Below are 12,191 nucleotides of genomic sequence, written 5' to 3'. Positions count from 1 at the left end.
GGTAATCCCGCAGCCCGTGTGCGGGCTGCGAGCGAACAGAAAACGGGCGGAGAGCATCAGCTCTCCGCCCGTATTTCTGTTGGTGGAGCTAGGGGGATTCGAACCCCCGACCTTCTCATTGCGAACGAGACGCGCTACCAACTGCGCCATAGCCCCTCACACCCAAGGTGCTTGGCAATGGTAGCAAGCCCATTGACGGATGTAAAAACCGGGTGGGCGTGGCGCCCGCCACGCCCACCCGGGCATCAGCCTTCCGGGTCAGCCCACTGCCCGGCGACGCTCCAGCACGTTCTCGATCATCTGCGCGGTTTCCGCTTCCAGCCTGGCGGCCCCGTTCAGGGTGCGCTCGACCTCGCGCAGGTCAGCCGCCGTCACCGGGGTGCCCTCGTGGCGCGCCGAGCGCTGCGTGGGTGCGGCCGCCTCGTACGGGTTGGCCACGCGGCGGGTCAGGCGCGGCTGGCGCGCGTAGGTGGGCTCGGGGACCGGGCGGGGGGTCCAGCCCCGCTTGGCGGGACGCGTCCCGCCCCGCGCAGCCCGGGACGCAGCCTGCTTGACCCCCTCGACGGGAACCTGCGCGGCCTCAGCGGCCTTCGCGGCCTCCGGCGCGGCAGGCGCCTCGGCCACCCCTGCGGCAGCCTCCTGAGCCGCCCCCGCAGCAGCCGACGCGGCCACGATTTCGCCCGCAGCCTCGCCGTCCACGGACTCGACCACCTCACCGGTGCCCGCAGCCTGAGCAGCTTCGGCGTGCGCGGTGATCGCGCCCACCGTCTCGTCCTGATCGGCGTCGAAACCGGGGGCTTCCACCAGGGACTCGCTGCCGCCGGCCACCGCGCGCGCCTGCGCCGGCAGCACCAGTCGTCCGGCCGCACCGCCGGCAGCACCAGCACCGCCGGCAGCACCAGCACCGCCCGTAGCACCGACACCGCCGGCAGAACCGTTCGCCTTCGCGGCGGCGGACACCGGCACGCGCACGGTTCCGCGCGGGGAGGTGATCACCCCGGCCTCCTGGCGCGCCTGGGCGATCTCCGCGCGCAGGTCCTTGTCTTCCTCGACCCACCGGTCGGTGAGCTGGCGGGCGGCGACCACGCTGAAGGCGGCCACGACCGCGCTGGCGGCGGCGCTCCACCACGGCCAGGTGGTGAGCGCAGAGGCGATCACGCTGCCGACCAGCGCCACTGCGGCGACCAGGAACACGTAGCGGTAGGCGGCGGCCCAGCGGTTGACGCTGGCCACCCGCGCACTGCGCTGCGCCACGAGTTCCTCGAACGCGGCCAGCTTCTCAGCCCGACGCTTGTCGACAATCGCGGGACGCTTCATTCCGGTTCCTTTCGCGCCGACTGGAAGCAACTGGGGGCGGTGGGTCTGGAGGGGGTCAGCCACCACCGGGCGGGTAGAACGCTGCGTGGCCAGCACGCGAATTCCGCCGCTGAACCTGTCTTCCGTCCGGGATTGGGCCTCGCGGTTCTTGCTTTTCAGCAGCGCGGGAAGCACAAACGCGGCGACCACGATCGCCACCACCAGCATCCCGAACACGTGAGGGTCCACGTGCGTAACTTAAGCCGCGCGTGGCCTTGGAATCGGCAGGCCGGGCGGCGTGTTCGCAAACCGACCTTTCCGCCTCGCGTCGCGCCGCCCCTGCGGGGCCCCTTGGTGGCCGACGTTCCGCCCACCCCGCACCCCACAAGGCACCGCCCGCTTTGTCACCGCCCGGGTGGCCGACGTTCCGCCCGCCCCGCACCCCACAAGGCGCCGCCCGCTTTGTCACCGCCCGGGTGGCCGACGTTCCGCCCACCGCCCCCAGTACTTCCCCCGGATTCCGCAGCGCGGCGGCGATTTCCTGCCCGCCCCGGCCCGGTGGCCGTTGCGCGAGCCGGCAGGCAGGCACGCGGGCTAGAGCCTGGGGCCCGACCGGTGCCGGGCGGCCGCCTCCAGGCGCCCAACTAGCCCGCCCTCGTCCAGTTCCTCGGCGGTGATAGCGAAGCTGCGGTGGTCCGCCCAGGCGCCGTCGATGTGCAGGAAGCCGCGCCGCTCGCCCTCGTAGCGCAGCCCCAGCTTGGCGGGCACGCGCAGGCTGGGGGCGTTCTCCGGGCGGATGTTGATCTCCACCCGGTGCAGCCCGCCGTGCAGCAGCAGGAAGTCGATGCTCATCGCCACCGCTAGGGGCATCACCCCGCGTCCGGCCACTGCCTGGTCCACCCAGTAGCCCAGCGGGGTGGACAGCCCGGCCCCCCACTGCACGGCCCCCACGCTGATCTGGCCCACCAGCGCGCCGTCCAGTTCGATGGCGAACGTGAAGTTCTCTCCTCGCCGCGCCTGGCGCGCCAGCTCGCGCCGCCAGGACTGAAAACTCTGCGAGATCGCTCTCTGCCCGGGCGGGGGAGTCGGCTCCCACGGGGCCAGCCAGTCGCGGTTCTCCCAGCGCAGCCGGTGCCACTGCCCCTCGTCGGAGCGGCGCAGCGGCCGCAGCGCCAGTACCTCGCCGGGCAGCTCCGCCCCCACCGCGTCCCGGTAGTCGAGCGAGGAGGGGCCGGCGGCAACGTCGTCCACTCCCCCGGCCTCCCCCACAGGGGGCCGCAACAGGCCGCGAGCGCACAGGTCGAACTCGATCAGCTCCACGGGCCAGGGCACGGCGCTGCGGCCGGGCAGGCCAAACAGGCGGCGAATCTCCATGCGGACGGGCCTAGGCGTCGTCCAGCACGAAGCAGGGCAGGCGGTCCCCGGCGCGCACCACGGTCTTACTCTCGGGCACCACGGCCAGGGCGTTGGAGCGGGCCAGGGCGCTGATCAGGCGCGCGCCGGGCTCGCCCTGCGGCTCTGCCAGGTAGCCGGCCGTGGGGTCACCGGTCAGGCGCACCCGCACGAACTCCATCTTCCCGGCCGGGGAATTCCAGCCGCGCGTCACCCTGCCGGTGACCGTGGGGCGGTAGAGCTCGGCCCAACCCGCCATCTTGCGCAGCGCCGGGCGCACGAACACCTCGAAAGCGATCTGGGCGGCCACCGGGTCGCCCGGCAGCGCGAACAGGGCGGTCTCCCCGATGGTGCCGATGCCGATCTGGCGGCACGGGTCCATCGCCACGAAGTCGAAGCGCACCGTCCCCAGGGGGCTGAGCACGTCCTTGACCGTGTCCCCCTCGCCGTAGGACAGACCACCGGTGGTGACCACCAGGTCCGCCCGCACCAGCTGGTCGCGCAGCAGGTCCATCAGGTTGCCGCGCTCGTCCGGCACCGCGCTCACCCTGAAGGTCTCCGCCCCCGCGTCCCGGGCGGCGGTGGAAAGGGCGTGCACGTTGGCGTCAAACACCTTGCCGGGCACCGCCGGCCGGCCCGGCTCCATCAGCTCATCGCCGATGGAGACGATCACCACGCGCGGGCGCGGGTGCACCGAGACGCGCAGGCGGCCCACGCCGGCCAGCAGCGCCACCTGGCGCCCGCCCACCCGCTCACCGGCCGCCAACACGACCGAACCGGCCTCCACGTCCTGCGCCCGGGGGCGCACGTTCTCCCCCGCGCGCACTGCGGCCTTGACCTGTACGCGCACCTGACCACGATCGGTTGCCTCCACCGGCACCACGGCGTTCGCGCCCGCAGGCATCGGGGCGCCCGACGCGATCGCCACCGCGCCTCCCCGCACCAAGCGGACGTGCTCCACCGAACCGGCCAGCACCGTGGAGAGCACCTTCAACTCCACCGGGGTGGCGCTAGAGGCACCCGCCACGTCCTCCGCGCGCACCGCGAAGCCGTCCAGGCCCGCCGAGTCCGCGAAGGGCAGGTCGAAGGGGGCCACCACGTCCTCGGCGAGGATGCAGCCCACCGCCTCCGGCAACGCCACGTCCAGCGGAGGCTGCGGGGCGCAGACCTCCAGGGAGGCACCGATCAGGTCAGCGACGCTCTTCACCCATTCACCTCCGGGGCCACGCCGGCGGCGTCACCCACAGCAGTGGTCGCGGCGGCGGGAGGAACGTCGTCCCCCTTCTCCCCACCCGGAAGCGCGGGCACGAACCCACGCAGCCAAGCCACGAATTCCTCGCCCAGGTCGGCGCGGCGGGCGGCCAGCTGCACGGTGGCCTTGACGAAACCCAGCTTGTCGCCGGTGTCGTAGCGCAGGCCCTCGAAGATCACGCCGTGCACGCCACCGCCCTGCTCGGCGGGCACGTCGATCAGCTTCGCGATCGCGTCCGTCAGCTGGATCTCGCCGCCGTGGCCCGGCGGGAGGGTTTCCAGGATGTCGAACACGGCCGGGTCCAGCACGAAGCGACCCACGGAGGCCAGCAGGGAGGGGGCCTCGTCCGGCTTGGGCTTCTCCACCAGCTCGGTCACCCGCATCACGCGGCCCTCCAGGCCATCCGGGGCGTTGGGGGCCTCGAACACGGCCGCCGAGCCGTACAGGGAGATCTCCTGGCGGGTCACCGGCATCAGGCAGAGCACGGAGCCGCCCAGTTCCTCGCGGACGCGGATCATCTCACGCAGGATCACCTCGTCCTCGTCCATCAGGTCATCGCCCAGCAGCACCGCGAACGGGTTGTCGCCAACGTGGTGGCGGCCCTGCAGCACGGCGTGGCCCAGGCCCAACGGGTCGCCCTGGCGCACCGAGTGCAGGCGCGGCAGGCCGTCCGGGGAGAACTCTCGGCCGCTCAGGCGTTCGTTCGGGTCCATCGGGGTCTCCAGCGGGCGGTCGCCGGTGGTGTCAAAGTGGTCCTCGATGGAGTGCTTGCCGCGCCCGGTCACCAGGATCGCGTCCTCGATGCCGGAACGCCCGGCCTCACGCAGGACGTACTCGATTGCGGGCCGGTCAACTACCGGCAACATCTCCTTGGGTACTGCTCGGGTGGCAGGCAAGAAACGGGTGCCTCGACCGGCCACGGGGACGATTGCGTGAGTCACGCGGGACTTAGCGAAGGTCGGCTGAGAAGTCATGGAAATTAGCGTACTGAGAAATCCCCGCCTGTCAGGCGCTCCCCGCCGAGCAAACTGGGAAACTTCAAGCATGTTCAACGCCCAACCGTTTGCCGCCCCGCTAGGACTCGACGTAGAGGACGCAAAGCAGGCCATGCGCAAGCACATTCGCGCCACCCGCCTGAGCCGGGCGCGCAAGGACCACCAGGAGGCCAACTCCGCCCTCACGCAGAAGGTGCTGGAGGTGTGCGAGGGCGCCCAGAGCGTGTGCGTGTACGTCTCGGTTGACGGCGAGCCCTCCACCCTGGAGGCGCTGGAGGCGCTGCGCGAGCGCGGTCAGCGGGTGCTGGTGCCCGTGCTGGGGCCGGGCCTGGCGCGCACCTGGGGCGAGTATCGGGGTGCGGAGGACTTGCAGCTGCGTAACCCGGGCCGCCCGCCGGAGCCCTCCGGCGAGGTGCTGCCTGCGGAGGCGCTGGAGGCGTGCCAGGTGATCATCACCCCGGCGCTGGCCGTCGACGCCGCCGGCAACCGCTTGGGGCAGGGCGGGGGCTGGTACGACCGCGTGCTGCGCCACGCCCACCCCGACGCCCGCGTCTACGCGATGGTCTTCGACGACGAGCTGGCCCCGCTCGGGGTGCTGCCCACCGAGGACCACGACCTGCCCGTTCACGCCGTCATCACCCCCACCCGCGTGGTGCGGGTGCGGCGCGGGTAGGACGCGCGTGCGGCGCGCGGGGCTGAAAGCGCGCAGGGCTGAAAGCGCGCGGGCCGGGCGCCGGTAGGGCGCCGGTAGGGCGCCGGTAGGGCGCGCCGTGTCCTGAATCGGCGGGGGCGCAGTCTTTTCCCCCGGCCGGAGCGGATGGTCGTGCCTGTGGATCGTCGCGCGGCGCCCATGGCTGTGGATAGTGCCCGCGCCGCGTCGTGCGCACCCGCCCTTTCGTCGGCCCGGCCCGCGCGGGCAGCCTTGCCCCATGCGGACCTTGTTTTCCCGGTACGGCCGGCTGCTGGCGGTGATAGCCGTGGTGGCCGCGCTGCTGGTGGCGTGGACGGCAATGCGACCGCCCACCCGCACTGCTGTGGTGTTGGTGGACGACGTTGCCGCCGGCCAGCCGATTGCCGCCGCCTCACTGGCGATGAGGCCGCTGAGCGTGGCCGGGGTGCCGGCGGACTGTATCGGGGTGGTGGCGGAGGCGAGCGGGCGGGTGGCGGCCGTGGATCTGCGCGCGGGCACGGTGTTGAGTCACTCACTGCTGCTGGGGGCGCAGCGTCCCTTCGTCGCGCTGCCCGGGCAGGTGCTGGTTCCGGTCGAGGTGGACGATCCGGTGACCTGGCAGCTGGCTCGCGTGGGCGATTCGGTCCGGGTGTTGCTGCCCGCGAGCGGCCTGTCGCCGCCAAAATCGCAGACCGGCGAGCCGCCAGTGGTGCTGGCACACCGAGCCACTTTGATAGGGCGGGTCGATCAATCTGCCGAGGTCGCTGAACAGGGTCTATTGGGCGGAGTGGCCGGGTGGGAATCCCCCGGTTTGTCCACAAGACGCTTTTTTCTCCTGAGCGCGGAGGAGTCCGCCGCTAGCATGATCGTGTCGCGCAGAGGCGAGGGCCGTCCAGCGCTCCTCCTTCTGGGACCAGATTCATCCCGAGATTAGGAGAGAAAATGCTCAAGGGTTTCAAGGACTTCATCACCCGTGGCAACGTTGTTGACCTGGCCGTCGGTGTGATCGTCGGTGCCGCCTTCTCCGGCATCGTCAACGCGCTGAACGAGAAGTTCCTCAGCCCGCTCATCGCGGGCATCTTTGGCCAGCCCAACTTCGACGCCATCGGTCAGTTCACCGTCCGTGGCGCCGTCGTCCAGCCCGGCGCCATCGCCACCGCCGTGCTGAACTTCCTCATCGTCGCCGCCTCCCTCTACTTCTTCGTGGTGCTCCCGCTGAACAAGATGGCCGAGGCCCGCAAGAAGAACGAGGAGGAGGCCCCGGAGGCCCCCGTCAAGACCGACGAGGCCGTGCTGCTGGAGGAGATCCGCGACCTGCTGAAGAAGCAGTGACCCACTCACGTTCCGCATCACCCGCCCGGGGCGAGCTGCCCGGGTAATGGCGAGCGGCGGCAGATGCAGCAGTGGGGGTTGGCGAGCTAGTGCTCGCCAACCCCCACTGTTTCTTTTGCGACCAGCCCGGGCCCTGGGTCTACTCGCCGAGACTTGTCCAATCCCCGCGAGACTTGTCCTTAGCGGGGTGGCTAATGGCAAGGCCCGGCGCGCTTTGACAAGTTCCGGCGGGGAACTGGGAGGCACGGGGCTACCAGTGCGGCGGTACCTCGCGCTTCAGCTCAGCCTCCCGCTGGGCCTGGGCCTGCCGGGACGCCAGTAGCTCGCGCAGGCGCTCGGCCCCCTGCCCCTGGCCGGGAGAGGTGGGCGTGCCCGCAGCCTCTGCCTCCGCCGCGAGCAGGGCCTCCTGCTCCGCGCGAAAGGCCTCGCGCGCCTTGGAGCCTGCCACGATGCGCACGTTCCTCTCCTGCGGCAGCTCCGCCGGCAGGCGAAAGCGCAGCTCCCGCTTGCCTGGGGAGACGTCCTGCGGCTGGGTCCGGGCGCCGCGCCCGCGCCTGCCCACCATCACGACTGGTGGGCGCGGCGCACCACGTGCCCCAGCACCGCGTCTGCCTGCGCGCCCCGGCGCTTGAGTCCGAGCTCCTTGCGCAGCTCCTCCACCAGCTCCTCGTGCGAGCGCTCCAGGCCGTCGGACTCGATCCAGGCCAGGAGCTCGTCCAGTTGGTCGTCGCCGTACGCGGCCAGGGGCAGCCCGGAGGCGGTGGGCGGCCGCACGCCGCGCGGCCGCCCCACGGGCGCGGCCGGCGCGGCCGCGCCCTGCTCGCCTTCGTCGCCGCTTTGCGCCGCCTCGGCGTCGGCCTCCGGCTCATCGCTCGGCACCCCGGCTGCCGCAGCCTCGGCGTCTTCCTGGCGCTTGCGTTCCAGGGCGCGCTCGCGCAGCACGTCTACCACCAGGGATTCCAGGTGGTCGGCCTGCCACTGGGGGTCTAGGAAGATCGCGGCGGAGGAGGCGGTGTGGACCACCCAGCCTCGGTCTTCTAGGCGCTCCACCCAGTGCCGGTCGCGGCGGCGCTGGGAGGGTTCGGCCACGTAGTCGGCGTTGTCGGTCAGGAGGGCCACCACGTACTCGTCGGGCAGGTCTGGGTGTCCCAGGGCCAGCGGGATGCGAATGCCGCCGGGGGTGCCGTAGTTCGCGGTGACGGTCAGGCCCTTGCGGAAGAGGCGCTCGGCCAGGTCCACGAGCAGCGGGTCGGGCTCGACGTCGCTGCCCGCTCCCGCTCCCACGCCCGCGCCCGCTCCCACGCCCACGCCCGCGCCCGCGCCGACCGTCGCACCGGCGGTCGCCGCCTCGTCGCTGCCGACGCCAGCACCACTAGCACCGCCAGTCCCGACACCACTGGCACCGACCTCACCAGCGCCCCACGCACCGGTCACGCCGGCACCGGCCGCACTGCCATCCCCGCTGGCGGCAGCGGCACCGTTGGCCGCGTTGTCGCTCTTGCCCTCGGCGGCAGCGTCGTCCCTGCCGGCGGCATGCGCGCGCTGCGGGCCGCGCTTGGGGGCGGCCGCCACGGTGCCGGATCGGCCGACGCCGCTCGCGTTGTCCGCCTCGGCGGGGGCGGCGGGCAGGTCCAGCAGCTCCAGCTTGCCCTCGGCCGCCAGCAGCAGGTCGCGCAGCAGGCGCGGGCCGGGGGCGAGCAGGCGGTGCGGGTCCAGGTCGTCGCCGTGCAGGCAGGAGACCACGCTGAGGCGGGAGCGCACGGCGTCCAGGGTGTCCACCATGCCGGTCAGGCCCTCGGGGGTGGCCAGGGCGCCGAAGCGGTGCAGGACCCGGTTGGACTGGGTCTTGGCGAAGCCGACGGCCAGGATCACGTGGTCGCGGCGCAGGCCGGCCACGTCCTCGACGGCGCGCACCTGGAACGCCTCCGGGGTGTCGGCGTAGATGAAGTTGGCCAGCTCCACGCTCTCCTGGGCGGCGCGGTGGATCGCGTCGGTGATCCGGCCGGCGTGGAAGGCGTTGAGGGCGGTGACCGCCAGGGTCTGCTCCGGGAAGACGGTGGCGTGCTCGCACACCGCCTCCACCACGGCCGCCACCTCCGGGTCCACGGACTGCACGTTCTCAGCGCCCGGGTTGGGGGTGCCCCGTCCGTCCACGAACAGCATCCGCAGCCGGGAGATTCGGCGCGGGGAGGGCACGGAGCGCACCAGGCCGCCGTGCCCGTAGGCGGCCAGCAGGGCAGAGATCTCGCCGTCGCGGTCGGCGCGGTCGGTGGGCAGTTCCAGGGTGGGCAGCAGCTCGCGCACCTCGGCACCGATCCCGCCGGGGCGGTGCAGCTCACCGGCGATAACCACCTGGTGGGCGCGCGCCACCAGGGAGATCACGCGCTCGATGGGTACGTTGGCCTCCACGATCAGCAGGTCGATCGGGGTCTCGTGCGGCAGTAGGGCGGGGGCCAGCAGCGCCGGGATGGACCACATGGGCAGCAGGCGGCGGGCCAGCGGGTAGTCGGCCAGGGTCTGCGCCAGCTGCCCGGCGTGCTCGGGGGCCAGGCAGTAGTAGAGCTGCCCGGCGCCCTCGTAGTCGCGGTCCACCTGTTCGCGCACGCGCGCCACGGCGGCGCGCAGCAGCGGGCCGGCCAGGGTCTGCACGTGCTGCTTGTCCAGGTTGCGCACGGAGAAGGACAGCTGGCTGAGCGCCTGCCCGTCCAGGTTCTGCAGGTGCGGGTCGCCGGTGAGGATGTGCTGCAGCACGGACACCCACCAGGCCAGCTCGAACTCCTTGATGAGCATGTCGCTCTCGACTCGCCTGCCGCGCAGGTCGGCCACCAGCTCGGTGAGGCCCAGCTGGGCGATCTCCTGCGTCAGCTGCGCGTGCAGGGGCAGGCGCTCGGTGTAGGCCGGGGAGGCCAGGGCCGCCAACAGGCGGGCCAGCGGCTCGAAGGCCACGTCAGCCAGCGCCACTCCCCCGGGCTTTGCCACCACGGCGTCCACCACTTCCAGCTCCGCAGCCACCCGGTCGGCGTGGGCGCGCAGCTCGGCCAGACCGGTGGGCAGCACGGGCCACCCGCCCTGGGCGGCGTAGCGGCGCCAGATCTCGCGGCGCTGCTGCACCTTGACCAGCTCCCCGTGCAGGTCGTCCACCGTGCGCCCGGGGCGCACCAGGGACTTGGCCTGCTTGGCCAGGCGGCGCCGGTCGCGCCACTTCATCGTGTAGGCGTGCTCGCGGCGCCACTCCTTGGTGGCCGTGGCGATCACCATGTCCGCCGCCGAGCGCTCGAAAATGGTCGGTAGGAACACGTCTAGGGAATCGCGCACCCCGTCCAGCATGTCCAGCTGTTCCAGCCACTGGTTCACCGTCTCGGCCTCAACCAGGCCGGTCTCCTCGGCTACGTCGTGCACGTCCACCCGCAGCGTCTCCAGCATGCCGGCCTCGGCCAGCGGCGTCTGGCCCGGCACGTCCACGGCCTCGGTGCCGGGCTCGCCGTGCAGGGCCAGCACGGAGGCCACCACGGTCTCGGCGTGCTCCGGGCTGTCCAGGTCCGCCCCGAACCAGGGCGTTGTGTGCGGCTGGGCGGCCAGCAGACCGGACTCGTCGGTGCGGCGCAGCAGGTCGTGCGCCGCCTGCCGGCCCGCCGCAGAGATCGTCTGCAGCTGCTGGGAGGAGAACTGCACTTTGGTGCGCGGGCAGGGCCTGCCGGAGGTGAGGCCGGAGAGCTCGCCCAGCACCTTGTGCATGGAGGCGCCCCACTCCTCGCGGTGACGGTAGAGGGCGTCGATGTAGTTGGCCAGGCCGGTGCGGGCCGCCACCAGGCGTTCGCGAATGTCGGCAATCTCGTCGTCGTTGATGTCAACGGACTCGCGACTGATGGCGGCGCGCAGGGAGGCGGCCAGGCCCGCCTGCCAGCCGTCCTCGCGGGTGGCGTCAGCGAACAGGCAATCCAGGCCCAGGTCCGTGACCGTGGCGCTCAGGGCCGCAGCGGTACGGCGGGAACCGGGCACGAACACGCTCACCCGGCCGGTGGCTGCAGCGTCGGCCATCACGGCCGCCACGGTGGCCGCCAGGTTGGAACCGGCCGGCGCGTTCACCGCCAGGTCGTTGCCGGCCACCACGGCGTCGATCACCGCCAGCTGGTCGGGGTCAAGGTCTCCCGCGCCGCGCTCCAGCGACGGCTCCCGGTCGGTCTCCACGCGGGCCGGCAGGGCGGTGTTCAGCACGGACAGCGCGCCCTCGTCGCCCACGATCGCCGCCACCAGCGCGGAGGAGCGCAGCTCCGGCAGCGCCTCCTCGAAGGCGGCCAGCAGGTCCTCCTCCGGCTGCACCACCAGGCCCAGCCGCAGCGTGTCCACCTTCTGGAAGCCCGGCAGGGCCTCGCTACCCAGCTGCTGCAGGAAGTCCAGCGCGGCCTGCGGGGAGAAACCGCGCGGGGTGACGCAGGCGTCCACCAGGGCACCGCTGTCCACGTGGATGCCGCGCGCCCGCACCGCGCGCACGAAGGCCGGGGCCACCTGCAGCGCCGTGTCCACCGTGAAGGTGACCGCGTCGTCCGTGGCGCCCGTCAGCTTCACCGGGCACAGCAGCAGCGGCGCGTGGGCGCGGCTGGGCTGGCTGGCCTTCACCCCGATCGTGTGGTCGGCGCGCTCGTTCAGCTCCCGCACCGAGGTCTCGCCGCCCACCTCCTCGGTCCACGAGGCCTCACCGATCGCCAGGTGGATCGGGGCCACCACGTTGTTGGAGCGGGCCTTGGACAGCGCGCGACGGATCGCCCGCACCGTCTTTTGCGCCTCCGCCAACGCGGCCGGCTCCCGCAGCAGGTTGGCCAGGCGCGTGGGCCGGCCCGCGAACAGCTGGGCGTGCCCGCTCGGGTGGGCCTGCGCCAGGTCCAGGATCAGTTCGTCGCCGCCCAGGTCCGTCTCCTCCACCAGGCGGGTGGCCCACTCCAGCAGCTTGTCCTCTACCGCCCCCCGGTGGTCCTCCTCGCTGAGGATGCCCGCCTCGCGGTCGGCCGCAACCTGTTGGCCGACGTCGCCGCCGCCACCTTCCTCCTCGCCCGGCGCCTGCGCGGGGGCGGCCAAGTCGGAATCGGCGGGGGCTGCGTCAAAGATCTTGCCCTCCAGGGGGGAGGCGTCTCCACGCCGCGCCTCGCTCCCCGAGTCGGGCTTGTCAGCGTCGCTCTGGGACCGGCGGAAAAGAGAAAAGGGACTCACGCGCCCACCCTATGCGGAAAGGGGCGGAATATCGCGGATTTTCCCCGGC

The 12,191-nt window shown here is 72.5% G+C and carries 9 protein-coding genes and 1 tRNA gene; 3 read left to right on the top strand and 7 right to left on the bottom strand.

Annotated features, from left to right (window positions below):
• Nucleotides 1–80: 80 nt before the first annotated feature.
• From ABYF38_RS06350 to ABYF38_RS06330, 5 genes are all read right to left on the bottom strand, one after another.
• A tRNA-Ala gene (locus tag ABYF38_RS06350) sits at nt 81–156 on the bottom strand.
• 102 nt (nt 157–258) lie between these two features.
• Nucleotides 259–1,545, bottom strand: coding sequence for a hypothetical protein (locus ABYF38_RS06345; RefSeq protein WP_371151552.1), 1,287 nt, complete (start codon nt 1,543–1,545; stop codon nt 259–261).
• Nucleotides 1,546–1,890: 345 nt separating this feature from the next.
• Nucleotides 1,891–2,670 (bottom strand): GNAT family N-acetyltransferase, encoded by a 780-nt coding sequence (locus tag ABYF38_RS06340; protein WP_371151551.1) that lies wholly within the window; start codon nt 2,668–2,670, stop codon nt 1,891–1,893.
• 10 nt (nt 2,671–2,680) lie between these two features.
• Nucleotides 2,681–3,895, bottom strand: coding sequence for a gephyrin-like molybdotransferase Glp (gene glp, locus ABYF38_RS06335; protein ID WP_371151550.1), 1,215 nt, complete (start codon nt 3,893–3,895; stop codon nt 2,681–2,683).
• Entirely contained in the window at nt 3,892–4,914 is a 1,023-nt protein-coding gene (locus tag ABYF38_RS06330) for a UTP--glucose-1-phosphate uridylyltransferase (protein ID WP_371151549.1), read from the bottom strand. The genes glp and ABYF38_RS06330 overlap by 4 nt, the downstream gene beginning before the upstream one ends.
• Nucleotides 4,915–4,984: 70 nt before the next feature.
• Between ABYF38_RS06330 and ABYF38_RS06325 the strand changes: the two genes are divergently transcribed.
• From ABYF38_RS06325 to mscL, 3 genes are all read left to right on the top strand, one after another.
• Nucleotides 4,985–5,608, top strand: coding sequence for a 5-formyltetrahydrofolate cyclo-ligase (locus tag ABYF38_RS06325; RefSeq protein ID WP_371151548.1), 624 nt, complete (start codon nt 4,985–4,987; stop codon nt 5,606–5,608).
• A gap of 256 nt (nt 5,609–5,864) precedes the next feature.
• Nucleotides 5,865–6,539, top strand: a complete 675-nt coding sequence (locus tag ABYF38_RS06320; RefSeq protein ID WP_371151547.1) for an SAF domain-containing protein — start codon at nt 5,865–5,867, stop codon at nt 6,537–6,539.
• An 8-nt stretch (nt 6,540–6,547) separates the two neighbouring features.
• Entirely contained in the window at nt 6,548–6,937 is a 390-nt protein-coding gene (gene mscL / locus ABYF38_RS06315; RefSeq protein ID WP_371151546.1) for a large conductance mechanosensitive channel protein MscL, read from the top strand.
• Between the two features lie 250 nt (nt 6,938–7,187).
• Here the strand turns inward: mscL and ABYF38_RS06310 are convergent, their stop codons facing one another.
• Together ABYF38_RS06310 and ABYF38_RS06305 are read right to left on the bottom strand one after the other, a co-directional pair.
• A complete protein-coding gene (locus ABYF38_RS06310) occupies nt 7,188–7,502 on the bottom strand; it encodes a hypothetical protein (RefSeq protein WP_371151545.1) in 315 nt (104 codons plus the stop codon).
• Nucleotides 7,502–12,142 (bottom strand): hypothetical protein, encoded by a 4,641-nt coding sequence (locus ABYF38_RS06305; protein WP_371151544.1) that lies wholly within the window; start codon nt 12,140–12,142, stop codon nt 7,502–7,504. Before ABYF38_RS06305 ends, ABYF38_RS06310 begins: the two co-directional genes overlap by 1 nt.
• Nucleotides 12,143–12,191: the final 49 nt, after the last annotated feature.

The organism is Buchananella sp. 14KM1171 (assembly GCF_041380365.1).
GTDB classification, from domain to species: domain Bacteria; phylum Actinomycetota; class Actinomycetes; order Actinomycetales; family Actinomycetaceae; genus Buchananella; species Buchananella felis.
This window is presented reverse-complemented; position numbering and strand designations above follow the sequence as displayed.